Source organism: Mesorhizobium sp. B2-3-2, from assembly GCF_006442295.1.
In the GTDB taxonomy this organism is placed as follows: domain Bacteria; phylum Pseudomonadota; class Alphaproteobacteria; order Rhizobiales; family Rhizobiaceae; genus Mesorhizobium.
Genome location: NZ_VFWA01000007.1, coordinates 122,895 through 148,775 on the forward strand (window position 1 = coordinate 122,895; position 25,881 = coordinate 148,775).

Here is a 25,881-nt window from a genome sequence, read left to right on the forward strand (position 1 = left end):
ATTGGCTTCAAGTGACCAGGAGATATTCGGACAGAATGCGTGATTTCCAGTTTCCCGGCCGCTCGCCGGTCCGTGCCACCGAGGCGATGGCCGCGACATCGCATCCGCTTTCGACGCTTGCCGCAATCGACATGCTGCGCGCCGGCGGCAATGCCATGGACGCGGCGGTCTGCGCGGCGGCCGTACAGGGCGTGGTCGAGCCGCAATCGACCGGCATCGGCGGCGACTGTTTTGTCCTCTATTGCCCCGCGGGCCAGGGAAACGTGCTGGCCTTCAACGGCTCCGGCCGGGCGCCAGCGGGCGCGACTGCCGACTGGTATCGCGACCAGGGTTTCAGCGAACTTCCCAAACAGGGACCGCATGCCGTGACGGTGCCCGGCGCGATCGATGCCTGGTGCCGGCTGCTGGAGGACCATGGCCGCAAGGACCTTGCCGAAGTGTTGGCGCCGGCGATCCACTATGCCGAGAATGGCTATGTCGTGCATGACCGCGTCGCCTTCGACTGGGCCGAGCCGGAGACCGATCTTTCGGCCGACGAGCATGCCGCGCGCATCTTCCTGCCCGGCGGCAAGCCGCCGCAGGCCGGCGACGTGCACCGGCAGCCGGAGCTTGCCGCCACCTTACGCATCATCGCCAGGCACGGCCGCGCCGGGTTCTATGAAGGCGCCGTCGCCGACGACATTGTGAGCCGGCTCAGGGCATTGGGCGGACTGCATTCGCTAGAGGACTTCGCTTCGACCAGGGGCGACTACGTGGCGCCGGTCAGCGTCTCCTATGGCGGCCACGAAATCCACCAGATGCCGCCGAACAATCAGGGGATGACGGCGCTCCTGATGCTGAATGTGCTGTCGGGGCTGAAGCTCGGCGAGCTCGACCCCAACGGCGCCGAGCGCCTGCATCTTGAGATCGAGGCCGGACGGCTGGCCTACCGTGACCGCGATCGTTTCGTCGGCGATCAGGACCATGTGCCGGTGCCGGTGGGACAGCTTCTGTCGACCGCCTATGCCGGGCGGCTGCGTGCCGAGATCGATCGCGAGCGCGCCATGACGCACCTGCCGGATGTGCAGCTGCCCGGCAGCGACACGGTCTACATCTCGATCGTCGACCGCGACCGCAACGCGGTCTCCTTCATCAACTCCACCTATTATTCCTTCGGCAGCGGCGTCGTCGGCCCTAAGACCGGCGTGGTGCTGCAGAACCGCGGCTCGAGCTTCCGCCTCAACCCGGCGCATCCGAACGCCATCGCGCCCGGCAAGCGCCCGATGCATACGATCATGCCCGGCATGGCGACGCGGAACGGCCGCGCGGTGATGCCGTTCGGCGTCATGGGCGGCGGCTACCAGCCTTTCGGCCACGTCCATCTTTTGACCAACATGCTCGATTTCGGCATGGATCCGCAACAGGCGCTGGACGCGCCGCGCGTGTTCTACAATGACGGCATGGTCGAGGCCGAGCGCAACGTGCCCGCCGGGGCGATCGAAGGCCTGCGCCGGCGCGGCCACCGTATAGGCGAGCCGCATCACCCGCTCGGCGGCGGCCAGGCGGTGCTGATCGACTGGGAAAAGGGAACGCTGACCGGGGCTTCCGATGCGCGCAAGGATGGGATGGCGCTTGGATATTGAGACGATCGGGAGAACTCCGGACGTTGGCGCTACCCCGCCCGTGAACAGCAGAGCAATGCATATGACGTCGTCGGCAATCGTGGGGGGCAGGACCATCCACTGGACTTTCAAAAACTATCGTTTGAACCATAATCGGTGATCATGAGTATGAATTCAAAAGACCTCTCCCGCCGCCTCGCCGCCGGAGCCGACGACGCGCCGGCAATCCTGGCGCCAGAGAGGACCACACTCACCCATGGGGGGTTGCGCAGCCTGATCGCCGCCACGGCCGGACAGTTGCATGCACTCGGCATCGGCCGGGGCGACAGGGTGGCCATCGTGCTGCCGAACGGGCCGGAGATGGCAACCAGCTTCGTGGCCGTGGCGGCCACCGCTGCGACGGCGCCGCTCAATCCCGCCTATCGTGCCGATGAGCTCGATTTCTATCTCACCGACATCGGCGCCAAGGCGATCCTCGTCGCCGCTGATGAAACCGGTGCGGCGGTGACGGTGGCCGAGCGTCTCGGCATCGGCGTGCTGCGGCTTGTCGTGCCGCCGGGTGCGCCTGCCGGCAGCTTCATCATCGAGGGCAATGCGGTCGGCCCGCGGGCGGCGCCCGACATGGCGAGGGACGATGATATCGCACTGTTGCTGCACACGTCCGGCACCACTTCTCGGCCTAAGCTGGTGCCGCTCAGCCATGCCAATGTCGTGGCTTCCGCCGCCCATATCGGCGCGACGCTCGGCCTGACGGCCGATGACCGCTGCCTCAACATCATGCCGCTGTTCCACATCCATGGGCTGATCGCGGCGGTGCTGTCGTCGCTGGCCTCGAGCGGCAGCATCTACTGCACGCCGGGCTTCAACGCGCTGCGCTTCTTCCAGTGGCTCGGCGAGGCCAAGCCCAGCTGGTACACGGCGGTGCCGACCATGCACCAGGCGATCCTGCCGCGCGCGGCGCGCAATCGCGAGGTGTTGGCGGCGACGTCGCTGCGCTTCATCCGCTCCTCCTCGGCCTCGCTGCCGGCGCAGGTGATGGCCGAGCTCGAGACGACCTTCGGCTGCCCCGTCATCGAAGCCTATGGCATGACCGAGGCCGCGCACCAGATGGCCTCGAACCGGCTGCCGCCGGGCCTGCGCAAGCCGGGCAGCGTGGGTGCGGCCGGCGGACCAGAGGTCGCCGTCATGGCGCCGGACGGCCGATTGATGGAGGCAGGCGAGACCGGCGAGATCGTCATTCGCGGGCCGAACGTGACGGCGGGCTACGAGAAGAACCCCGACGCCAATGCGTCGGCCTTCGCGCATGGCTGGTTCCACACGGGCGACCAGGGCGTGCTCGACACGGACGGCTATCTCAAGGTCACGGGGCGGCTGAAGGAGATCATCAACCGCGGCGGCGAGAAGATCTCGCCGCTCGAGGTCGACGACGTGCTGATGGACCATCCGGCGGTGGCGCAGGTGGTCACCTTCGCCATGCCGCACGACAAGCTTGGCGAAGAGGTGGCGGCGGCCGTGGTGCTGCGCGAAGGCATGAGCGCCAGCGAAAGCGATATCCGCGCGTATGCCGCCATGCGGCTCGCCGACTTCAAGGTGCCACGCAAGGTGCTGATCCTGGACGAGATCCCCAAGGGCGCGACCGGCAAGCTGCAGCGCATCGGGCTCGCCGCCAAGCTCGGGCTGTGACGATGAAGATCACCATCTTCGGCGCCGGCGCCATCGGCGGCTATCTCGCGGCCAAGCTTGCTGCGGCCGGCCGGACCGAGCTTTCGATCGTGGCACGCGGTGCCCACCTGGAAGCGATCAGGAAGAGCGGGCTGCGCATGATCGAAGACGGCGCGGAAACGGCGGTTCCGGTCAGAGCCGCGGCTCAGGCCGAGGAGCTTGGCGCGCAGGATTATGTCGTGCTGGCGCTGAAGGCGCATTCCGTCGGCCCCGCGCTGGACCGGATAACGCCGCTGCTTGGAGAGCACACATCAGTCGTCACCATGCAGAACGGCGTGCCGTGGTGGTATTTCCACAAGGCGGGCGGGCCGCTCGAAGGCACCAGGCTGCAAGCGGTGGACCCCGGCGGCACGATCTGGGACCGGATCGGCGCGCGGCGCGTAATTGGCTCGGTCGTCTACCCCGCCGTCGAGGTCGACGCGCCCGGCCTGATCCGCCATGTCGAAGGAAAACGCTTCTCTCTCGGCGAACCTTCCGGCGAAAAGAGCGAGCGCGTCACCCTGCTGGCGCAGGAGATGGTCAAGGCCGGGCTGCAAGTGCCGGTGCGCGACGACATACGCAGCGAGATCTGGGTAAAGTTGTGGGGCAACCTCTCCTTCAACCCGATCTCGGCGCTGACCGGAAGCACGCTTGCCGCGATCGTCGCCGACGAGGCCACCCGCCAGCTCGCCCGCGCCATGATGCTGGAAGCGCAAGCGATCGGCGAGAGCCTCGGCGTGCGCTTCCCCATAGAGGTCGACCGCCGCATCAAGGGCGCCGGCGATGTCGGCGAGCACAAGACCTCGATGCTGCAGGACCTGGAACGCGGCCGTCCGATGGAAATAGACGCGCTGGTGACGGCGGTGCAGGAATTGGGGCGGCTGGTGAAGAAGCCGACGCCGACGATCGATGGGGTGCTGGCGCTGGTAAGGCGGCTGGCGATCGAGCGGGGATGTTATGGCTGAGGTAGTCCGGTCTGTCTCGATCCCGCCGGCGGCGTTTTGCGCCGTGATGTGGGATTTGGGGCTGCTGAACCCGTGCGCGCCTTAAGGCGGGCATCGCCTGACGCGTCTGCGCTTTTCCTGGATTTCTGGATTTGCGCCGGGGACCCGTCACGCATCGCGACAGAATGCTGCGATGGTTTCCGAGCTTTGCATGAGCAGCATACCCCTCACCCCGCCACCAGGTGACCGCCTCCGACATCGCTCAGCACCAGCCTCTGTGGGCTCTCGCCCAGCCTCCGCGTCGCACTTGGAATCTCCTGGTCCAGCCTTGCGAACCGGCTCCTGCGCTTCGCCGGATCAGGCACCGGCACGGCTTCGATCAACCGTTTGGTGTAGGGGTGGCGGGGGTTGGAGAAAACCTGGTCGCGCGTTCCCATTTCGACGATCTGGCCGAGATACATGACGGCGACGCGGTCGGAGATGTTTTCGACCACAGCCATGTCGTGCGAGATGAAGAGGTAGGCGACGCCGAATTCACGCTGCAATTCCTTCAGCAGGTCGAGTACGCGCGCCTGCACGGAAACGTCGAGGGCCGAAACGCTTTCGTCGGCGATGATCAGCTTCGGCCTTAGCGCCAGGGCACGGGCGATGCAGACGCGCTGGCGCTGGCCGCCGGAGAATTCGTGGGGATAGAGCTCCATCTGGCCGGCCGACAGGCCGACCCGCTCGAACAAAGCCGCCACCCGGTCCCTGCGCTCCTCCTTCGAGGCGACGCCATGGATGACCAGCGGCTCGGCAACGAGATCGCCGACGCGCATGCGCGGGTCGAGCGAAGCGTAGGGGTCCTGAAAAATCATCTGCACGTCGCGGCGCACCGCCTTGCGCTCGTCGCGGCCGAGGCCCGACAGGTTGCGTCCGCCGATGACGATGTCGCCGGTATAAGGCACCAGTCCGGCCAGCGCCTTGGCGGTGGTCGACTTGCCGCAACCGGATTCGCCGACCAGCGCCAGCGTCTCGTTGGAAGCGATCGAAAAGCTGACGCCTTCGACGGCATGGACGCGCCGGTTGACCCGGCCGAAGAAGCCGCCACGCAGGTCGAAGCGGACATGCAGATCTCTCACCTCGGCGACAGATTTTTTAGCGTCGGCGCTAGGCCCCCTCATCCGGCCCTGCGGGCCACCTTCTCCCCGGTGGGGAGAAGAGATTGGCGCGGACGCCGGCGATCTCCTCTCCCCTTGGGGAGAGGTCAGCCGAGCGAAGCGGAGGCTGGGTGAGGGGGCAGGCGCCGGGTCCAAATCCGGGCGCTTGCCGATGCGCGGCACGGCGGCGAGCAGCTCGCGCGTGTAGTCGGCCCGCGGCCTGGCGAAAATGTCCGAAGCCGTGCCTTCCTCGACCATGCTGCCATGCCGCATGATGATCACGCGGTCGGCCATTTCGGCGACCACGCCCATGTCGTGGGTGATGAGGATGACGCTGGTGCCGTGCTGGCGCTGCAGGTCGCGCAGCAGCTCCAGAACCTCGCCCTGCACGGTGACGTCGAGCGCGGTCGTGGGCTCGTCGGCGATCAGCACGTCGGGCTCCAGCGCCAGTGCCATGGCGATCATCACCCGCTGGCGCATGCCGCCGGACAGCTCATGCGGAAACTGTTTCAGCCGGCTTTCGGCTTCCGAAATGCGCACTGCCTTCAACGCCTCGATGGCGCGGCTTCGGGCCTCGGCGGGCGAGAGGCTGGTATGCGCCTCGATGGATTCGGTGAGCTGGCGGCCGATCGACAGCACCGGGTTGAGCGAGGTCATCGGCTCCTGGAAGATCATGGCGACGCGGTCGCCGCGGATGCGGCGCATGCGGTGCTCGTCGAGAGCTGTGAGATCGGTGTCGCCCGCATTCCCGCTGAGAAGGCGGATCGTGCCCGAAGATATGCGCGCGGCGGGCTGCGGCAGGAGCTGCATGATCGCCAGCGCGGTCATCGATTTGCCGGAGCCGGATTCGCCGGCAATGCAGAGCGTTTCGCCGCGTTGAAGCGTCAGCGAAAGATTGGAGACCACCTCGCGCTCGCCGTCCTCGCCGCGCACGGAGACGGAGAGATTGGCGATGTCGAGGATTGTTTCGCTGGTCGAGGTCATCGCACGAGCTGGGTTCTGAGAAGTTTATTGCGGCACGCCCCCCTCTGTCCTGCCGGACATCTCCCCCTCAAGGGGGGAGATCGGATGTCGCTTCGGCTTTCGCCAGTCTCCACCCGTTGAAAAAAGGCGAGGCGACGAAACTGCCAATCTCCCCCCTTGAGGGGGAGATGCCCGGCAGGGCAGAGGGGGGTGCAGCGCCGACCGAACATCATTCGAACACGCAGCGCGGGAAGTAGAACGACACCACCCAGTTCGGCATGTCGACGATCTCGCTGATCCTGAGATCGCCGCAGACCGAGGCCAGCATATAGGCCTCGACCGGATCAATCTGGTAACGGCCGGCGAGCAGGTCGATCATCTGGGCGACCGCCTCTTTCGCGCCGGTCATCAGGTCCGGGCCGATGCCGGTGGTCACCTCGTAACCCTTGGCGTCGAGGTGGCGCGTGACCGGACCCGGCGTAGTGAAGCGCGGCATCTTCAGCCTGGCGTCCTTGACCAGGTCGAGCTTGAGCACGACGTCCATCGGGCTTTCGATCGCCGTGCCGCAGACCTCGCCGTCGCCTTGCGCGGCATGCGTGTCGCCGACCGAAAACAGCGCGCCGGCCACCTCCACCGGCAGATAGAGCGTGGTGCCGGCGGCGAGGTCGCGAATGTCCAGATTGCCGCCGACGCGACGGGGCGGCACCACCGAGTGATGGCCCATCTCGCCCGGCGCGTTGCCGATAGTGCCGGCGAAGGGTTTCAGCGGCACGCGGCCGTTCTTGCCGAACAATGCCGGCTGGAGCGAGGCGGCGTCGTATTTCCAGATGTTCAGCGCCGGCTGCTTGAAGTCGTCGGCGAGCAGGCCGAAACCCGGAATGTTCGCCGTCCAGCCGAAGCCGGACGGTTTGAACATCTCGATCGTCACCTTCAAGGCATCACCGGGTTCGGCCCCTTCGACGAAGATCGGCCCGGTGACCGGATTGACCCTGGCGAAGTCCATCTTGGCGACGTCAGCGACCGTGCTGTCGGCTCGCAACTGACCGCCGCTGGCATCAAGGCACTGGAACTCGATGGTCGAGCCGGGCGCAACGCGCTCAGCCGGGACAAAGGAATTGTCCCAGCCGAAATGGTGATGGCGCCCGTGGATGGTATAATCGCAGTTATTGCACATCTTTTACGTACACATTGTCGTAGTTGATCGGGATATGGACCGGGTCGACATAGAGGTTGTCGGCGCCGCCCATGCGCGCGGACTTCATGGTAAAGCGCTGCTCGTTGAAGACCGGCGCCCAGGGCGCGTCCTCCATCACCTTGTCGTAGATGGCGCTCCACATCTTGTAGCGCTCGCCTGATTTGGCCGGGTCGACCACCGAGTCGGCCTCGGCCGCCTTGGCGTCGAGATCCTTGTTGCAATACCACGACCAGTTCCAGCCGCCCGGCACCGCGCCGGCGCAGCCGAGGATCGGGCCGTAGAAGTTCGACGGGTCCGGGAAGTCGGCGATCCAGGCCATGCCGCCCGACCAGATCATCGGTGCACCGGCCTTGTCGCCGCCGGCGGCGATGACGTTTGCCTGGGCGAGCGACTGGATGCTGGCCTTGATGCCGATCGCCGCCAGATCCTGCTGGATCGCCTGCGCGATGCGCGGGTTGGGATCGGTGTTCATGGCGAAAAGCTGCGTCTCGAAGCCGTCAGGATGGCCGGCTTCGGCCAGCAGCGCCTTGGCCTTGGCGACGTCATAGGGATAGCCCTTGAACTCTTTGTCGTAGCCCGGCATCGAAGGCGGCAGCGGCTGATTGGCCGGCACGGCACGGTTGTTGATGATCTGCACTACGCGCGCCTTGTTGATCGCCATGTTGACCGCCTGGCGCACCTTTACGTTGTCGAACGGCGCCATGGTGGTGTTCATGGTGACGTAGCCGGTATGCAGCTGCCCGCCCTCGACGACGCGCGCCTTCTGCTCGGGATCGGCCATCACCTCCTGGAACTTGGCCGGCGGAATGCCGTCGCCGGGCACGTCGATCTCGCCCTTCTGCAGGCGCAGCAGCGCCACGATCGGCTCTTGGCCGATCTCGAAGGTGATCTTGTCCAAATGCGGCAGTCCCTTGTGCCAATAGTCCGCGTTGCGCTCGAAGACGATGCGCTGGCCGAGCGTCCACTCGGCGAGCTTGAAGGCGCCGGTGCCGACCGGATGCTTGCCAAAATCGGCGCCGTATTTCTCGACCTCTTCCTTCGGCACGACATGCGAGAAGTTGATGGCCATGACATGCAGGAAGGTGGCGTCGGGCCGGGTCAGCTCGAACTTGACCGTGTAGGGATCGACCACCGTGACGCCGGACAGTGTCTCCGCCTTGCCGGCGGCGACGTCGTCATAGCCCTTGATCGAGCCGAAGAAGCCGGCGCCGGGGCTCTGCGTCTTCGGATTGGTGACGCGGTCGAGCGAGTATTTCACGTCGTCGGCGGTCATTTCACGGCCATTGTGGAATTTCACGCCATGGCGCAGCTTGAAGGTGAAGGTCTTGCCGTCGGGCGAGATCTCGTAGCTTTCGGCGAGATCGGGCTTGAGGTTGGTGGTGCCGGGCTCATAGTCCATCAGCCCGTCGAACAGGCTCTTGATCATCGACCAGTTCTGCCAGTCATAGCCGATCGCCGGGTCGAGGGTCGCGACATCGTCCTTGTAGGTGATGGTGATGGCGCCGCCCTGCTTGGCGTTGGGATCGAGGGCGTCCTCGGCGCGGACGCTCGTCATGCCGAGCATCAGCGCCAGCGCCGATGCGGCCACGGTGGATGCGAGAAGCTTTTTCATTGTTATGTTCCCTTTCTCTGTTGGTTTTCTGGTTTCATCTGAGCTTGATGCGGGGATCGATGAATGGGGCGATGATGTCGGCCAACAGATTGCCGAGCACGATGGCGAAGGCCGACACCAGCGTGACGCCCATGATGATCGGAATGTCGACGCGCTGGATCGCCTGCCAGGCGAGCTGGCCGATGCCTGGCCAGCCGAACACGCTTTCGACCACCACGATGCCGCCCATGAAGATGCCGATATCGATGCCGATCATCGCGATGACCGGCAGGATGGCGTTGGGGAGCGCATGGCGAAACAGGATGGCGCGGCGCGCCAGGCCTTTGGCGCGCGCGGTGCGCACATAATCCTGACGCAGCACGTCGATCATCGAGGAGCGCATCATGCGCGCGTACCAGCCGGCGCCGAGAATGCCCATGGTCAGCGAGGGCAGCACCAGATGGCGCCAGGTGCCGTAGCCGCCGATCGGGAACCAGCCGAGCCGCACGGCGAACACGTAGAGCAGAAGCAGGCCGACGACGAATTGCGGCGCCGAGACGCCGACGAAGGACGCGACCATCAGCGTCTGGTCGGTGGCGGTGCCGCGCTTGACGGCGGCGGTCAGGCCCATCGAGAGCCCGATCAGCAATTCGCACAGGATGGCACCGACCATCAGAAGCAGGCTCGCCGGCAGCCGCGAGACGATCAGCTCGGTGACCTCGGAGCGCTGGATATAGGAGCGCCCGAGATCGCCGCTGGCAAGCTTCATGAGATAGTGCCAGTACTGGACCACGAAGGGCTGGTCGAGGCCGAGCTGCTGGCGGATGTTCTCGACCGTCTGCGGCGTGGCGCTGCGGCCGGCGATCTGGCGCACCGGGTCGGCGGGCAGCAAATAAAGCAGCGCGAAGGTGATCAGCGAAACGCCGAGCAGGATGAGCAGCGACTGGATCAGGCGGCGGCCGAGATAGGCGATCATGCCCGGCCCCTTTGCGTCGGATCGAGGATGTCGCGCAGCGCGTCGCCGATCAGGTTGAAGGCCAGCGCCAGCGCCAGGATCGCGGCACCCGGGAAGAACACCAGCCAGGGTGCCGCCTGGAAGTAGGTCTGGTTCTCGAAGATGATGTTGCCCCAGGAGGCCGTCGGCGGCTGCACGCCGATGCCGAGGAAGGAGAGCGTTGCTTCCAGCAGCACCGTGGTCGAGATGCCGAGCGTGCCCCAGACGATGATGGTGGGCAGGAGATGCGGCAGGATGTGGCGGAACAGGATGCGCGGCGCGCTCGCCCCGATGGTGCGTTCGGCGTCGATGAACTCGCGTTCGGCAAGCGAAGAGGTTTCGGTGTAGATGACGCGCGCGGTCTGCACCCAGTTGACCAGCGCAATGACCAGAGCGACGATCCAGAGACTTGGCTCGAACACCGCCGCGAGACAAATGGCGAGCAGCAATGCCGGAAACGCCATCATCAGATCTGTGAAGCGCATCAGCGCGCTGCCGATCCAGCCGCGGAAATAGCCCGCCGTGACGCCGACCAGCGTGCCGATCAGCAGCGCCACGCCATTGGCGACGATGCCGATGATCAGCGAGGTGCGCGCGCCGTAGAGAATGCGGGTCAACAGGTCGCGGCCGAGCAGGTCGGTGCCCAGCCAGAATTTAGCATCGGGCGGCAAGGGCGAGCCTTCCAGCGTCAGCCCGTCGAACATCTGCTCATTCGGGTCATAGCCGGTCAGCCATGGCGCGAGGATCGCGCCGGCGAAGACGATGGCGACGATGAACAGACCGAGCAGCGCCAGGCGACGTTTGACCAGCCGGCGCCAGACGCCGGGGCGCGGTTTGACCGGCATGCGTGCGGCCGCCGGAAGATCAGGCGCGATGGGACTGGTCATCGCCGCCTTCCCTGCCCGTCATGGGCTCATCCGTCATCGCCACGATGCGGCGCGCCGCATCCTCGACGCTGATCTGCCAGCTCATCGCCAGCGAGCGCAACTGCGCATAGGCGCGCTCGTCGTCGGCGCCTTTCGAGAGTGCCGCGACCGCGCGCACGATGGTTTGGCGCTCGGCGACGCGCTGGCGCAGCGAGGCGATCTCGCCGGCCAGGTGTTTTCGCGCCTCGAAACTCTGCCTTGCGATCAAGAGCGCGCTGTAAACGCCGGCAGTGCCGACGGGCTTCAGGAGCTGTGCATCCGCCTTGTGCGAGAGCGCCCATTCGATGCGACCAGGCGCCTCCGAACCGATCAGCGCCACCAGCGGCATCGGCGCCTCGCCTGCCTTCCACGGGAATTGCTCATCGAAGCCGAGATCGGCGTCGAAGAACACGAAATCGGCGGCCAGCGCTTCGGGCGGCAGTTCGGGCCAGCAATCCACCGTGACCAGGCCGATGGCGGACAATTGCCTGGTGATGGCCTGAACCGTCGGGTGCGGGCGATGCAGGACGAAGGCCCTGGCGCCGCCGAGATTGGGGATGCGCGGCGTCCTGGTCACGACACCACCCTCAGGCGTGGCCGGCCGAATGTTTTCGCCGGGTCGTAGCGCGACAGATACGGATCCGGCGCGACCTCGTCTTCGCGGCTGACGACCTCGAAGAAGCCGTCGGCGATCCGGCCGATGATCACCGGCAGCGTCGCATGCTGGGAGTGGGCGTCGATGGCGATCGGCCCGAGCCGGGTGGAGAAGCGGCGCTTGGCGAAGGCTTTCGAGAATTCCGCCGGACCGGCGTCGGGATCGCGCGAAAGCACGTCGGCCATCACTTGCACGGAGGCATAGGCGGAGGCCTCGAAAGACGAGGCGAAGGCCGCCGACCGAGGCGCGAAATACGGCCCGACCGACAAATGCCCCCTGCCGTTTTCGCCGATCGCCGGCAGCTCACCCTCGGTGAGGTTGCAGGAGATGACCGGGCACACCCCGGGGCTGAAGGCCGGGTCCTCAACGCCCAGGTCGCGGTAGGCAGCCAGGAAGGCGTAGGAGGTGGTGCCTATGAGATTGTTGAGGACGAAACTCGGCCGCGTGGCCCGGATCTCGGCGATCAGCCGCGACACGTCGGTCTCGCCGATGCGCAGGTAGCGCTCGCCCAAGACCTTGCCGCCGGCGTCCGCGATCAGGTCGCGTGCGACGCGGTTCATTTCCCAGCCCCAGATGTAGTTCGAGCCGAGCAGGAAGCCGTTGGCGCCGAAGCGGGGCACGACATGGGCCATCAGCGGCACCAGATGCTGGTTGGGGCAAGCGTGCATGTAGACGACGTGCTCGTTGGCCTCGAAGCCTTCATAGGGGCAGGCGTACCAGAGCATGCCGCCGGCTTTCTCCAGCACGGGAATCGTCTCCTTGCGGCTCCAGGAGGTGACGCAGCCGACGACATGGCGCGCGCCGCTGGTCCTCAAGATGTCCTCGCACAGCGTCGCGTAGCGATCGGCATTGCTTTGCGGATCGCGCTCGACCGGCACCAGCTCGATGTCATGGCCGCGGTCGGCATTGATATCGGCAATAGCCCGCAGGGCGCCCATCCGGCAGGCATCGGAAACGAGCTGGTAGCTCCCCGAGCGGGAATAGAGGATGCCGATCTCGATACGCCGTTTCAAACAGATCCCCAAAAATAACAATGCCCCGCAGCCACCGCCGGAGGGCGAGGCATACGAGGCATTCTTGCCGCCCGGCGATCGGGGCCGGTATTTTCAACCTAAACTATTCCGTGCGACCGCGCAGTCAAGCAGGAAAGTGCGATCGGTCCAAGTTTGAAATTAAGGCTTGGGCCGCAAGGCGATTGGGCAGGAACCTTCTACCCAGGGATGGGGAGGTTTATGAATCCCTTCGGCCAGGAGAACCTCTCACAGGCGAAGAAGCCGACGACGTGATTGACGACGGCAAGAACCCCCCGCGAAGCGCTGGGGCGAGGGGCGGAAAGAAGCGCCAGAGCGGCGCGCCGAGATCGTCCGGAAGGCGGCTGAGAAACATTGGTCGCCCGGCTTAGAGATAAGTTTCTCTAGCTCCGCAGGTGTCTCTATATGGTCACCGTTCGAAGCGGCAAGATTGGAAACATGTGACCTTTGGACCGCTCGGAATCAGGCCGCCTTGCGCCGTATGAGAGATGCCAGGATGGTACGCATTCCTGAGTATGCCGGGCCGCCGATTGTCACTTCCCAGTCAGTACCGCGTTTTCGGGGAAACTTAGCACTGCGTAGCGCTTCACGGAATGCTGTCGGCTCAACGCCTACGGTTTGAGCCATTTCTTCAGCGGTTGTGCATTTGGCTATCATGAAATCTCCTATGCTTTCCTCCAGGCATATAGGGATTCAGAGCGGGATGCGCCAGCAGACCGGCCAAATCGCAAACCGAGACACTACGGAAAAGTGCGTTTATCAGCTCAACGGCGGCGCTGCGGCCCGCTCGGTGCGGCTAGGCCGGCGTGCTCGCCGTTCAGCAAATTTTGAGAGAATATTCCGAAGTTTGAGGCGAACCGGGGAACGCGGTTCTTTGATAATATCCGTAGAGTTTCTGATGATCAGGGCAAGGCTCGGCATTCCGCCCGGCTTTGTGACTTCGCAACCGCAGAGATCCATCATGTCCGATTTCAGGAACACTTTGTCGTCTTCCCTCTCGTCATATTTCAACCGGCGCGCGGGTCTTGCTTTGCTTTTCGCTTCGGCAGTCGCGGTCACCGGGGTGATTGCGCCCAGCGCCTCGTTCGCCGAGGACAAGAAGGCGATCAAGGTTGGCATCATCAGCGGCGAGGACGAGGATGTCTGGCGCGTCGTTGTCGCCCAGGCGGCGCAAAAGGGCCTCAGCATCGAGACCGTTGTGTTCAACGATTACACCCAGCCCAACGAGGCACTGGAGCGCGGCGAGATCGACGCCAATGCCTTTCAACACCAGCCCTATCTCGACAACCAGATCAAGACACAAGGCTACCACATCGTGCGCGTCGGCTATACCGGCGTCTGGCCGATCGGCCTCTACTCCAAGAAATACACGAAGATCGCCGACCTGCCCGAGGGCGCGGTGATCGGCGTGCCGAACGATCCCTCCAACGAAGGCCGGGCGCTGCGCGTGCTCCAGAACGAAGGCGTGATCAAGCTGAAGGACGGCACCGGTATTCTCGCCACCACCGCCGACATCGCGGAAAACCCGAAAAAGGTCGAGATCAAGGAGCTCGACGCCGGCATTGTCGGACGCTCGGTCGAGGATCTCGATGCCGCCGTGGTCAATACCGACTGGGCGCTGAAAAGCGGCCTGACGCCGGAAAACCGCATCGCGCAAGAGCCCATTGCCGACAACCCCTATCGCAACTTCATCGCGGTCAAGGTCGGCAATGAGAACGAGCCCTGGGTGAAGACGCTGGTCGCGTCCTACCAGAATGAGGCGGTCAAGGCCGAATTCGACAAGGTCTACAAGGGAACCGGCCTCAGCGCCTATTGAGAACGGACCGGGCGCCCGGTTCGACAGCTATAGCGGTCCGCGCTCGAGCGCGGGCCGCAATTTCGTTTTCGGATGACGAGAACAGGAACACGCATGAACCAGCATTTCGCGGCATCAACGGGGACCGTCGGCCCGATCCAGGGCCAGCCTGACGCGTCCCAGGACGTGGTACGTCTTCTCGACCTGAGGCGCCGCTTCGGCGCCACGGCGGCGCTCGACGGCATTTCGCTGACGGTGCGCAAGGGCGAGATTCTCGGCATTATCGGTCGCAGCGGCGCCGGCAAGTCGACGCTGATCCGCTGCCTGAACGGCCTGGAACGGCCAGATTCCGGCGAGGTTTTCATCGAAGGCCGCGAGATCAGCCGGCTCGGCGAGCGCGACCTGCAGCCGCTGCGGCGGCGCATCGGCATGATCTTCCAGCATTTCAACCTTTTGTCGGCCAAGACGGTCGAGGAGAATGTGGCGCTGCCGCTCAAGATCGAGGGCCGCCCGAAGGCGGAGCGGCTGCGGCGCGCCGCCGAACTGCTTGACCTCGTCGGCCTGTCGGAGAAGGCCAAGGCGTATCCGGCGTCACTGTCGGGCGGGCAGAAGCAGCGCGTCGGCATCGCCAGGGCGTTGGCCGCGCGGCCGGCGCTGCTGTTGTCGGATGAAGCCACCTCCGCGCTTGACCCGGAGACGACGCGGTCCATCCTCGCCTTGCTGAGGGACATCAACCGGCAGCTTGGCCTGACCATCCTTTTGATCACCCATGAGATGGAGGTGATCCGCTCGATCGCCGACCGCGTGGCGGTGATCGATGCAGGGCGCATCGTCGAGCAAGGCCCGGTGTGGTCGGTGTTTGCCGAGCCGCGGTCGCAGATCACCAAAAGCCTGCTCGGCGCCATCCGGCCGCAATTGCCAGCCGAGCTCTCGGCTCGGCTGGCGCCGTCAGCCGGCGCGGAGACCATTGTGCGCGTGGATGTGGCCGGCGAGGCCGCGCGGAGCCCGCTTCTGTCCGATCTTGCAGCGGCCGCGCCTGGCCCGTTCCGCCTCGTCCATGGCGGCATCGACCACATCCAGCAGGAACCGGTGGGAACGCTGTTCCTCTCCATTCCCGGCGACGATGCAAGCCATCTCGCTGCTGTCATCGCATTCCTGAAGTCCCGCCAGGCGCGGGTGGAGGTGCTTGGCCATGTCGCCGATTCTGTTTGAGCTTCTTTTGCGGTCGATCTGGGAGACGGTGCTGATGACGGCCGCTTCCGGCCTCATCTCGCTGGTGTTCGGCCTGCCGCTTGGTCTCGCCTTGATCGCCACCGAACGCGGCGGCATCGCCGAAAGCCTGTGGGTCAACCGGGTGCTCGGCGCCGTCATCAACGGCTTCCGCTCGGTGCCGTTCATCATCCTTTTGGTGGCGCTGATACCGGTAACGCGGCTGATCGTCGGCACTTCGATCGGCACCTGGGCGGCGATCGTGCCGCTGTCGATCGCCGCCACGCCCTACTACGCGCGTATCGCCGAAGTGTCGCTGCGCGAGGTCGACCACGGCCTGATCGAGGCGGCGCGCGCCATGGGCGGCAACCGTTGGACGATCATCCGCGAGGTGCTGGTGCCGGAAGCGCTGCCAGGCATCGTCGCCGGCTTCACCGTGACGCTGGTGACGCTGGTCGGCGCCTCAGCCATGGCCGGCGCGATCGGCGCCGGCGGCCTCGGAGACCTCGCTATCCGCTACGGCTACCAGCGCTTCGAGACGTCAGTGATGATCGCCGTGGTGATCGTGCTGATCATCCTGGTCTGCGGCATCCAGTGGGTGGGCGACCGGCTGGTGGCGAGGTTGGATAGGAGATGATGGTCTGCCGGTTGAACATTCGGATCGGCTGAGGCCGGCGAGTTCATGCCGCGCCGAACAAGTCCCTGGCCTGTTCGGCCGTATAGTAGCCAAGCCTGACGTCACGCGCGACCAGTTCCGGATCGCGCTCCAGCGGATCGCCATAGCCGCCACCGCCCGGCGTGCCGACGCGCACGCGGTCACCCGCCATGAGCGGGATGTCCTGCTCCTTGGAGAGGTGCGGCGGCACATGCTCTTCGCCATTGCGGAAGACCGTGACGGTGTTGACCGCGCCATCCTTGCCGCCGAGCGCGCCCTGCGGGCCCAAGCGGCCATGGTCCATGACGAAGGAGGCGCGCGCTTCGCCGCGCAGGATCTCGACTTCGTAGGCAAGGCCAAAGCCGCCGCGATGCTTGCCGGCGCCGCCAGAGCCCTCGCGCAAGGCATAGTGACGGTAAAGCACCGGAAAGGCCTGCTCCATGATCTCGACCGGCGGCGACTTGGAGATGCCGATGGTCGAGCAGCCATTGCTCAGCCCGTCATGGCCGGCATTGCCGCCATAGCCGCCGCCGGAAATCTGGTACATGACATAGTCGCGGCCGCGCGCCGGATCGTTGCCGCCGAGCGCGAAATTGCCACTGGAGCCGGCGGGCGCCGCCGTCACCTTGTCGGGCAGCGCCTGCACCATGGCCGCGAACACCGCCTCGGCGATGCGCTGCGACACTTCCGCGGCGCAGCCCGAGACCGGGCGCGGATATCTGGCATCCAGGAAAGTACCCTCCGGCCGCTTGACCTCGAGCGGCTCGAACGCGCCGGCGCTGATCGGGACATCGGGGAAGATATGGCGCATGGCGAGATAAACCGAGGACAAGGTGGTCGCCAGCACGCTGTTCATCGGCCCCGCGCAGGGTTTTGACGAGCCGGCGAAATCGAAAGTCAGGGTGTCGCCCTTCTTCTCGACGGCGAGCGCGATTGTCAGCGGCTCGTTGACCACGCCGTCGGAATCGACGAAGGCCTTTGAGCGGTAGGTTCCGTCGGGAATGGCCGCTATGTTGGCGCGCATCTGCTCGGCGGCGCGGCGGCGCAGTTCTGCGATTGCCTCGACAACAGTTTCGTCACCGTAACGATCCAGGATTCCATTGAGCCTGTCCTGGCCGATCAGCAGTGCGGCAGCCTGCGCCCTGATGTCGCCGATGCGCTGGTCGGCCACGCGGATATTCGAACAGATGATGGCGTAGATCTCCGGGTCGAGCAGGCCCTTCTTGAACAGTTTGACCGGCGGCAGCCGCAAGCCTTCCTGCTCGACCGCCGTGGCCGAAGCCGAGAAGCCGCCGGGCACCGAGCCGCCAATGTCGGGCCAATGGCCGGTGTTCGACAGCCAGCAGAAAATCTTGCCGTTCCGATAGACCGGCATGACGAAGCGCACATCCATCAGATGCGTGCCGCCGAGATACGGGTCGTTGACGACGTAGATGTCGCCCGGCTCCGGGGCCAGGCAGCGGCCGTCGGCGATCATCTCGATCACCGTCCTGGTCGAATATTGCATGACGCCGACGAATACCGGCAGGCCCTGGCTGCCTTGCGCGATCAGCGAGCCGTCGACGGCCGAATAGATGCCGTCGGAGCGGTCGTTGGCCTCGGCGATGACAGGTGAGAAGGCGGCGCGGGAAAAGGTCAGGTCCATCTCATCGCAGACCTGCTGCAGGGCTGCCTGGAGGACCGAGAGCGTGATGGCGTCGAGCTTTTGCATCTCAGGCCTCGCCGATGTCGATGATGATGTTGCCGTCGACGTCCGAGCGGGCGCGGTCGCCGGGTTCTAGCACGGTGGTGGCGTCCATCTGTTCGAGGATCGCGGGCCCTTCGATGATCCCATCGAGCGGCAGTTCTTCGCGTGCGTATACGGGCGTGTCATGCCAGCGCCCGCTGTACCAGACCGGCCGGATCTCGCGTCTTGCATCGTCGAGCGTCTTTGCCCGCCCGGCGGGGTCGATCAGCCGAGACAGATCGATCGCCGGCCTGACACCCGTCACCGAGGTGTTCAGGTTGACCAGATTGGCGCGGATTTCCGGCAGCTCGACCTTGAAGCGCGCGAAATAGGCCTTTTCGAACAGGGCCTGCAGCTCCTGCCGGGTCACCGACGAGGACGGCAGCAGCACGTTGATGATGTGGGTCTGGCCGACGAACTGCATGTCGGCGGAATGGGTGACGCGGATGGTTTCCGGCTTCACCGCCTCCTTGGCGATCAGCTCCTCACCTTCGTTTCGGTGCCGTTCCAATACTTGGTGGAGCTGGCTTTCGTCGAGCACGCCTACGGGCTGGTTGATGGTGTTGACGAAGTCGTGGCGCAGGTCCGCGACGACGCAGCCGAGCGCGTTGGTGATGCCGGGCCGTGCCGGCACCAGCACCCTGGGCAGGCCAAGTTCGCGCGCCAAAGCGGTGGCGTGCAGCGGGCCGGCGCCACCGAAGGCGAACAGCGCGAAATCGCGTGGATCGTGGCCGCGCGACACCGACACCATGCGGATGGCGCCGGCCATCTTCATGTTGCCGAGCCTGAGCACCGCGCCGGCCGCTTCGACGCCGGACAGGCCGGTCGCCTTGCCGATCCTGTCCTCGAAAATGCCGGTGACACGCTCTGATGTGACCGGATTGTCGACCGCCAGCAGCTTCTTCGGCGCCAGCCGGCCGAGCACCAGATTGGCGTCGGTGATGGTCGGCTCCAGGCCGCCGCGCCCGTAGCAGATCGGGCCGGGATTGGCGCCGGCGCTTTCCGGGCCGATCTGGATCAGGCCGGCCGCGTCGACGCGCGCGATCGAGCCGCCGCCGGCGCCGACCGTATGCACCGCCACCATCGGCACATGGATGGGCATGGCGTATTCGATCTCGATCTCGTTCGAAACCGCCGGTTCGGCGTTGCGGATCAGCGCCACGTCGGTCGAGGTGCCGCCCATGTCGTAGGTGACGAGGTTTTCGAAGCCGGCGCGCTTGCCCGTATAGGCGGCGGCGATGACGCCCGAGGCCGGGCCGGACATCACGGTCTTGGCCGATTCACGTGTGACGAAGCGGGCCGAGATCATGCCGCCATTGCCGTTCATGATCAGGAAATCGCGGGCATAGCCCTTGCCGGCAAGTTCCTTGCGCAGCCGCTCGATATAACGTTCGAGGATCGGCTGCACCGAAGCGTTGACCGAGGCGGTGACGCCGCGCTCGAACTCGCGCGCTTCCGACAGCAGCGCATGGCCCGTGGTGATGTAGCCGTTCGGCCAGAGTTCGCTGGCGATCTCGGCGGCGCGCCGCTCGTGCGAAGGGTTGGCGTAAGAATGCAGGAAGTGGATGACGAGGGATTCGCAGCCGGCATCGATCAGCGTCTTCACCGCCTCGCGCATTTCGGTCTCGTCGAGCGGCGTGCGGACGGCACCTGTCGCTTCGACCCGTTCCGACACTTCGAGCCGCAGGTTGCGCGGGATGACCGGGATGAAGGTGCCCGTCATGCCATAGGGCTGCGGCCGCATGCGCCGGCCAAGCTCGATCACGTCGCGGAAGCCGCGCGTGGTGATCATGCCGGTCCTGGCCAACCTGCGCTCCAGCACCGCATTGGTCGTGGTGGTCGTGCCGTGTACGATGAGGTCGATGCCGTCGACGGGGAAACCCGTGGCGCCAAGCGCCGATACGACGCCGAAAGCCTGGTTGTCGACCGTGGTCGGCGTCTTTGCGATATGCACCTTGCCATTGTTCCTGCCGTCGATCAGAAGCAGGTCGGTGAAGGTTCCGCCGACATCGATGCCGGCGACGACACTGCCCAGGGAATCCGGCTGCTGCACCGAAAAATTCTCTTTCATTGTCGAAACCCGAAATGCTGGGACTACGGATATGTCACAGTTTGGAAAGGTGTTTTACGACGGCATCTTGACGCAAATATCGTTTGTATACTAATAAATTCCGGACACAAGAGCTTACCGCTTTGGAGTGTGCGAGCAGCACGCCGGGACCTGAAAGGTTCGGGCGCGCAGGAATAAGGTTTGGCGCCCGCGTCCGTGAGTTGGGCCAGAAGGTTGGATTTGATGAACACCACATCCGCGTTCAGCACCGCCGGCGCCCGCCCGCTGCAATTTCCGATTCCGGCCAATGTCTATGCCGAAACCGTGGTCTCGGTGAAGCACTACACCGACCGGTTGTTCTCGTTCCGCATCACCCGTCCGCAGTCGCTGCGCTTCCGTTCCGGCGAATTCGTCATGATCGGCCTGCCCAATGCCGAGAAGCCGGTGTTCCGCGCCTATTCCGTGGCCAGCCCGGCCTGGGACGAAGAGCTGGAATTCTTTTCCATCAAGGTACCGGACGGCCCGCTGACCTCGGAGTTGCAGAAGATCCAGGTCGGCGACACCGTCATCATGCGCCAGAAGTCGACCGGCACGCTGGTTGTCGACGCGCTGACGCCGGCGAAGCGACTGTTCATGATCTCCACCGGCACCGGCATCGCGCCCTTCGCCAGCCTGCTGCGCGACCCTGACACTTATGAAAAATTCGAACAGTTGATCCTGACCCACACCTGCCGCGACAATGCCGAGCTGACCTATGGCCAGGAACTGGTGGCGGCACTCGAAAGCGACCCGCTGATCGGCGAACTGACCGGCGGCCGCGTCACACTTTACAACTCCACGACCCGCGAGGAGTCGGCGCGCATGGGCCGCATCACCGCGCTCATCGGCTCCGGCAAATTCTATGCCGACCTCGGCATAGAGAAGCTCAATCCCGAGACCGACCGCATCATGATCTGCGGCTCGATGCATATGCTCAAGGATGTCAAGGAAATGGCCGAGAGCCTTGGTTTCCAGGAAGGCTCGCTCAGCCATCCCTCGACTTTTGTCGTCGAGCGCGCCTTCGTCGGCTGAGGCCTGCTCTCCCCCGACGATCGAGCTTTTGACCTTCTGGTCAAAAATTAGCTGCTTTCGCGGCCTTTTTCATCTATCCCTCGCTTGAGGACTCGTGAAGCGCGGCTTCGCGGGCTATCTTCGTGCGTGTCGCCCAAAAGTGCCCAACGGTTTTGGGAGGACGACATGCACCAAGACATAAGCGCAGTCGCTGAGTGAAAGGGCAGGAGATGAGCAGCACAATCCGCGAGGCCGAGGCCAAGGTGATGCCGCTGCCGGCGCGCGCCGCGGCCAACACCGCCCTCCCGCTGGATCATCGCATCGCGCGCAATCCCGGCATGAAGCTCGACCTGGGCTTCCTGGAATCGGTGCGCAGCGTCAATCGCTCGGCGCTGGAACGGCGCGTCGCCAGCCTGACCAAGCGGCGCTCGATCAAGGCCGACAACCAGGCGGCCTGGCTGCTGCGGGCGATAGCCTGCATGGACCTGACGACGCTGAACTCCAACGACACGGAAGAGCGCGTGCGCCGGCTTTGCGCCAAGGCGATCAATCCGCTGCGCCGCGACATCGCCGAGGGCCTGGGCATTGCTGATGAAACCATCCGCCCGGCCGCCGTCTGCGTCTACCATCCCTTCGTCGCTACCGCGGTCGACGCCGTGCGCGGCACCGGCATCCATGTCGCCGCCGTCTCCACCGCATTCCCGCATGGCCTTGCGCCGCTGTCGACCCGGCTGCAGGAGATCGAGGCCTCGGTTCGCGACGGCGCCGACGAGATCGACGTCGTCATCCCGCGCGGCCTGGTGTTCGGGGCCAAATGGCGGGAGCTCTACAACGAGATCGTCTCGATGCGCGCCGCCTGCGGTGACGCGCATCTGAAGGTCATTCTCGGCACCGGCGACCTCGCCACGCTGCGCAACGTGATGCTGGCCTCGATGGTGGCGATGATGGCGGGCGCCGATTTCATCAAGACCTCGACCGGCAAGGAAAGCGTCAACGCCACGCTGCCCGTCGGCCTTGCCATGGTGCGCGCCATCAGGGCCTATTTCGAGGAGACCGGCTATCTCATCGGCTTCAAGCCGGCCGGCGGCATTTCCACCGCCAAGGCGTCGCTCGACTGGCTGGTGCTGATGAAGGAAGAACTCGGCCGGCCATGGCTGGAACCGGAGCTGTTCCGCTTCGGCGCCTCGAGCCTGCTGACGGACATCGAGCGGCAGCTCGAACATCACCTGACCGGGCACTATTCGGCCAATCACCGCCACGCGATGGCGTGAGGCGGAGTGAAGCCTTGAACGCCGCAGGGTGCTTTCTCTGAAAACAATCTCCTCACAAAGGAGCCGACCATGAACATTCTCGAACGCTATCACGCCATGGACTACGGCCCGGCGCCGGAAGCCCGCAACGAGGCGGACGCGTGGCTTGCCGGGCGCGATTTTTCCAAGGCATTGTTCATCGACGGCACCTGGAAGGCGGCTGGTGGCGGCAAGACCTTCGAGACCAGCGAGCCTTCTTCCGGCAAGCTGCTGGCCAAGGTCTCGGACGCCGGCGCCGCCGACATAGACGCGGCGGTCGCGGCGGCCAGCAAGGCGCTGCCGAAATGGTCGGCCTCCTCGGGCTATGCCAGGGCCAAAGTGCTCTACGCCATCGGCCGCGCCATGCAGCGCCACCAGCGCCTGTTCGCGGTGCTTGAGACAATCGACAATGGCAAGCCGATCCGGGAGAGCCGCGACATCGACGTGCCGCTGGCGATCCGCCACTTCATCCATCATGCCGGCTGGGCGCAGGCGCTGGAGAGGGATTTCCCCGGCCACAAGGGCGTCGGCGTCGTCGGCCAGATCATCCCGTGGAACTTTCCGCTGCTGATGCTGGCCTGGAAGATCGCGCCGGCGCTGGCCGCCGGCTGCACGGTGGTGCTGAAGCCGGCCGAATTCACGCCGCTGACAGCCATCCTGTTCGCCGAAATCTGCGAACGAGCCGGCGTGCCGAAAGGCGTCGTCAACATCGTGCAGGGCGGCCCGGAAGCGGGTGCGGCCATCGTCAACCATCCCGGTATCCAGAAGATCGCCTTCACCGGTTCTTCTGAAGTCGGCAAGATCATCCGCAAGGCTACCGCCGGCTCGGGCAAGAAGCTGTCGCTGGAGCTTGGCGGCAAGTCGGCCTTCATCGTGTTCGACGATGCCGATCTCGACAGCGCCGTCGAGGGTCTGGTCGACGGCATCTGGTTCAACCAGGGACAGGTCTGCTGCGCCGGTTCGCGGCTGCTGGTGCAGGAAGGCATCGCCGACGCCTTCATCGCCAAGGTCAAGGTCAGGATGAGCCGGCTGCGCGTCGGCAGCCCGCTGGACAAGAACACCGATATCGGCCCGCTAGTCGATCTGACGCAGCTCGATCGCGTCAAGGGCCTGGTCGCCGAGGGCGCAAAACAGGGGGCGGTCTGCTGGCAGCCGGATGCGGCGCTGCCCTCATCCGGCTATTACCATCTGCCGACCCTCGCTACCGGCGTTTCGCCGGCTAATATTCTCGCCCAGGAAGAAGTGTTCGGCCCCGTTCTGGCGACCATGACGTTCCGCAACACCGAGGAAGCGATCGAGCTCGCGAACAACACCCGCTATGGCCTTGCCGCTTCGGTGTGGAGCGAAAACGTCAACCTTGCCTTGCACGTCGCGCCGCAATTGAAAGCGGGTGTCGTCTGGATCAACGGCACCAATATGTTCGACGCCGCCTGCGGCTTCGGCGGTTATCGCGAGAGCGGTTTCGGCCGCGAGGGCGGGCGCGAAGGCATGTTCGAATATCTCACGGCAAAGCTGCCGCTTGGCCCCGTCATCAAGCCGGCGGCAGCCTCGACACAACCGGTCGAGCAGGCCGATGGCGCGGCAATCGACCGGACGGCAAAACTGTTCATCGGCGGCAAGCAAGTCCGGCCGGACGGCAACTACTCGCTGGCGGTTGTTACCGCCAAGGGCAAGCTCGCCGGCGAGGTTGGGCTCGGTAACCGCAAGGATATACGCGACGCCGTCGCGGCCGCGCGAGCCTGCAAGGGCTGGCCGGACGCGACCGCCTACAACCGCTCACAGGTGCTCTACTATCTGGCGGAAAACCTCTCCGGCCGGGCGGAGGAGTTCGGCGCCCGTCTCGTCCAGCTCACGGGCGCGACCGCAAAGGCGGCACGCGAGGAGGTCGACCAGTCGATCGAGCGCTTGTTCCTCTATGCCGGACTTGCCGACAAGTTCGAGGGGCGCGTGCACCAGCCGCCGGCACGGGCCGTGACGCTGGCATTGCATGAGCCGATTGGTGTCGTCGGCATCGTGGCGCCCGACAATCAGCCGCTGCTCGGGTTCATCTCACTGGTCGCGCCGGCGCTGGCGATGGGCAACACGGTGGTCGCGGTGCCTTCGGAGCGCCATCCGCTGCTCGCCACCGATCTCTATCAGGTCATCGAATATTCCGACGTTCCGGCCGGCGCCATCAACATCGTCACCGGGCGCACGGCCGAACTTGCCGGCGTGCTGGCCAAGCATGACGATGTCGACGGGCTCTGGCTGTTTGCCGACGCCGAGACCTGCGCCAAGACAGAGGCCGAGTCCATCGGCAACCTCAAGCGCGTCTGGACCGGCAATGGCCGCAGCCTGGACTGGGCCTCCGACGAGGCCGCGGGCGATGCCTTGCTGCGCCGCGCCGTCGAGGTGAAGAATGTCTGGGTGCCCTACGGCGACTGACGTTCCATGCTGTCACAATGGAGATCGGGTTCGGGCTTGACGCTCGGGCTTATGTTCTTTAACGAGAAAAAACATCTTTATCTGTGAACTGACACAGCAGGCCACTTCATGGCCTGTGACTGGCACATGACGCCTTCGCAGGCCGCCGATAAAGGCAGTTGACCCAGGAGGAGAACAGCGCATGGCGGATCTGGCAGGCAAGGTCGTCGTCATCACGGCAGCGGCGCAAGGCATCGGCAAGGCAAGCGCGCTCGCCTTCGCCAAGGCAGGTGCCGTGGTCCACACCACCGACATCAACGAGACGCTGCTGGCAGAACTCGCCAAGACGGCGGGAATCAAAACCCGCAAGGTCGACGTGCTCAACGACGAGGCGGTCACCACCGCCTTCGCCGGGATCGGCCGCGTCGACGTGCTGTTCAACTGCGCCGGCTTCGTCCACTCGGGATCGATCCTGGAGATGAAGGACAGCGATCTGGATTTTGCCTTCAACCTCAACGTGCGCGCCATGATCCGCACCATCCGCGCCGTGCTGCCCGGCATGCTGGAGCGCGGCGACGGGTCGATCATCAACATGGCCTCGCTGGCGAGCTCGCAGAAGGGCGTGCCGAACCGTTTCGCCTATGGCGTCACCAAGGCTGCGGTGATCGGCCTGACCAAGGCAATCGCGGCCGATTATGTCGGCAAGGGTATACGCTGCAACGCCATCTGCCCCGGTACGGTGGAAAGCCCGTCGCTGCAGGATCGCATGCACGCGCAAGGTGATTATGAGGCGGCCCGCGCGGCCTTCATCGCGCGCCAGCCGATGGGCCGGCTCGGCACGCCGGAGGAAATCGCCGATCTGGCCGTCTACCTGGCCGGCGCCACCTACACATCCGGGCAGGCCTACAACATCGATGGTGGCTGGTCGATCTGATCGGATCGAGGAGTCTGAAAATCCCGCTCACCGGCTATCACGATAGGATGT

The 25,881-nt window shown here is 65.1% G+C and carries 19 protein-coding genes; 10 read left to right on the top strand and 9 right to left on the bottom strand.

What is annotated here, in order from left to right; genetic code table 11:
- Window positions 1-35: 35 nt before the first annotated feature.
- From ggt to FJ964_RS18225, 3 genes are all read left to right on the top strand, one after another.
- The gene (gene ggt / locus FJ964_RS18215; protein ID WP_140551669.1) at window positions 36-1,622 is read left to right on the top strand and encodes a gamma-glutamyltransferase; all 1,587 of its coding nucleotides are present in this window, start codon (window positions 36-38) and stop codon (window positions 1,620-1,622) included.
- A gap of 141 nt (window positions 1,623-1,763) precedes the next feature.
- A complete protein-coding gene (locus FJ964_RS18220; RefSeq protein WP_140551670.1) occupies window positions 1,764-3,284 on the top strand; it encodes an acyl--CoA ligase in 1,521 nt (506 codons plus the stop codon).
- 2 nt (window positions 3,285-3,286) lie between these two features.
- The gene (locus tag FJ964_RS18225) at window positions 3,287-4,267 is read left to right on the top strand and encodes a 2-dehydropantoate 2-reductase (RefSeq protein WP_140551671.1); all 981 of its coding nucleotides are present in this window, start codon (window positions 3,287-3,289) and stop codon (window positions 4,265-4,267) included.
- A gap of 206 nt (window positions 4,268-4,473) precedes the next feature.
- Here FJ964_RS18225 and FJ964_RS18230 read toward each other — a convergent pair whose 3' ends face one another.
- The 7 genes from FJ964_RS18230 to FJ964_RS18265 form a co-directional block, all read right to left on the bottom strand.
- On the bottom strand, window positions 4,474-6,369 hold the full coding sequence (locus FJ964_RS18230; protein WP_140551672.1) for an ABC transporter ATP-binding protein: 1,896 nt from the start codon (window positions 6,367-6,369) through the stop codon (window positions 4,474-4,476).
- 208 nt (window positions 6,370-6,577) lie between these two features.
- Window positions 6,578-7,522 (bottom strand): acetamidase/formamidase family protein, encoded by a 945-nt coding sequence (locus FJ964_RS18240; RefSeq protein ID WP_140551673.1) that lies wholly within the window; start codon window positions 7,520-7,522, stop codon window positions 6,578-6,580.
- Window positions 7,512-9,155, bottom strand: a complete 1,644-nt coding sequence (locus FJ964_RS18245; protein ID WP_140551674.1) for an ABC transporter substrate-binding protein — start codon at window positions 9,153-9,155, stop codon at window positions 7,512-7,514. The genes FJ964_RS18240 and FJ964_RS18245 overlap by 11 nt, the downstream gene beginning before the upstream one ends.
- Window positions 9,156-9,189: 34 nt before the next feature.
- Entirely contained in the window at window positions 9,190-10,110 is a 921-nt protein-coding gene (locus FJ964_RS18250) for an ABC transporter permease (protein WP_140551675.1), read from the bottom strand.
- On the bottom strand, window positions 10,107-11,015 hold the full coding sequence (locus FJ964_RS18255) for an ABC transporter permease (RefSeq protein ID WP_140551676.1): 909 nt from the start codon (window positions 11,013-11,015) through the stop codon (window positions 10,107-10,109). The genes FJ964_RS18250 and FJ964_RS18255 overlap by 4 nt, the downstream gene beginning before the upstream one ends.
- Window positions 10,993-11,610 carry an ANTAR domain-containing protein gene (locus tag FJ964_RS18260; protein WP_140551677.1) on the bottom strand — a complete coding sequence of 206 codons (618 nt, stop codon included), beginning with the start codon at window positions 11,608-11,610 and terminating at the stop codon, window positions 10,993-10,995. Before FJ964_RS18260 ends, FJ964_RS18255 begins: the two co-directional genes overlap by 23 nt.
- Window positions 11,607-12,701 carry a transporter substrate-binding protein gene (locus FJ964_RS18265; protein WP_140551678.1) on the bottom strand — a complete coding sequence of 365 codons (1,095 nt, stop codon included), beginning with the start codon at window positions 12,699-12,701 and terminating at the stop codon, window positions 11,607-11,609. The genes FJ964_RS18260 and FJ964_RS18265 overlap by 4 nt, the downstream gene beginning before the upstream one ends.
- A 979-nt stretch (window positions 12,702-13,680) precedes the next feature.
- On the opposite strand from FJ964_RS18265, the gene FJ964_RS18270 reads away from it, so the two are divergent.
- The 3 genes from FJ964_RS18270 (at window position 13,681) to FJ964_RS18280 (ending at window position 16,360) form a co-directional block, all read left to right on the top strand.
- Entirely contained in the window at window positions 13,681-14,535 is an 855-nt protein-coding gene (locus tag FJ964_RS18270; RefSeq protein WP_140551679.1) for a MetQ/NlpA family lipoprotein, read from the top strand.
- A gap of 93 nt (window positions 14,536-14,628) precedes the next feature.
- A complete protein-coding gene (locus FJ964_RS18275; protein WP_140551680.1) occupies window positions 14,629-15,726 on the top strand; it encodes a methionine ABC transporter ATP-binding protein in 1,098 nt (365 codons plus the stop codon).
- Window positions 15,707-16,360 carry a methionine ABC transporter permease gene (locus FJ964_RS18280; RefSeq protein ID WP_140551681.1) on the top strand — a complete coding sequence of 218 codons (654 nt, stop codon included), beginning with the start codon at window positions 15,707-15,709 and terminating at the stop codon, window positions 16,358-16,360. The genes FJ964_RS18275 and FJ964_RS18280 overlap by 20 nt, the downstream gene beginning before the upstream one ends.
- Window positions 16,361-16,403: 43 nt before the next feature.
- Here FJ964_RS18280 and FJ964_RS18285 read toward each other — a convergent pair whose 3' ends face one another.
- Together FJ964_RS18285 and FJ964_RS18290 are read right to left on the bottom strand one after the other, a co-directional pair.
- The gene (locus FJ964_RS18285; protein WP_140551682.1) at window positions 16,404-18,089 is read right to left on the bottom strand and encodes a hydantoinase B/oxoprolinase family protein; all 1,686 of its coding nucleotides are present in this window, start codon (window positions 18,087-18,089) and stop codon (window positions 16,404-16,406) included.
- Window position 18,090: 1 nt separating this feature from the next.
- Window positions 18,091-20,175, bottom strand: a complete 2,085-nt coding sequence (locus tag FJ964_RS18290; protein ID WP_140551683.1) for a hydantoinase/oxoprolinase family protein — start codon at window positions 20,173-20,175, stop codon at window positions 18,091-18,093.
- Between the two features lie 222 nt (window positions 20,176-20,397).
- On the opposite strand from FJ964_RS18290, the gene FJ964_RS18295 reads away from it, so the two are divergent.
- The 4 genes from FJ964_RS18295 to FJ964_RS18310 all read left to right on the top strand — a co-directional run bounded on the left by FJ964_RS18295 (window position 20,398) and on the right by FJ964_RS18310 (window position 25,830).
- The gene (locus FJ964_RS18295; RefSeq protein WP_140551684.1) at window positions 20,398-21,225 is read left to right on the top strand and encodes a ferredoxin--NADP reductase; all 828 of its coding nucleotides are present in this window, start codon (window positions 20,398-20,400) and stop codon (window positions 21,223-21,225) included.
- A 209-nt stretch (window positions 21,226-21,434) separates the two neighbouring features.
- Window positions 21,435-22,475, top strand: a complete 1,041-nt coding sequence (gene deoC / locus FJ964_RS18300) for a deoxyribose-phosphate aldolase (protein ID WP_140551685.1) — start codon at window positions 21,435-21,437, stop codon at window positions 22,473-22,475.
- 69 nt (window positions 22,476-22,544) lie between these two features.
- Window positions 22,545-24,917 carry an aldehyde dehydrogenase family protein gene (locus tag FJ964_RS18305; RefSeq protein ID WP_140551686.1) on the top strand — a complete coding sequence of 791 codons (2,373 nt, stop codon included), beginning with the start codon at window positions 22,545-22,547 and terminating at the stop codon, window positions 24,915-24,917.
- A gap of 181 nt (window positions 24,918-25,098) precedes the next feature.
- Complete coding sequence (locus tag FJ964_RS18310) at window positions 25,099-25,830, top strand: SDR family oxidoreductase (protein WP_140551687.1); 732 nt, start codon at window positions 25,099-25,101, stop codon at window positions 25,828-25,830.
- The last annotated feature ends 51 nt before the right edge of the window (window positions 25,831-25,881 follow it).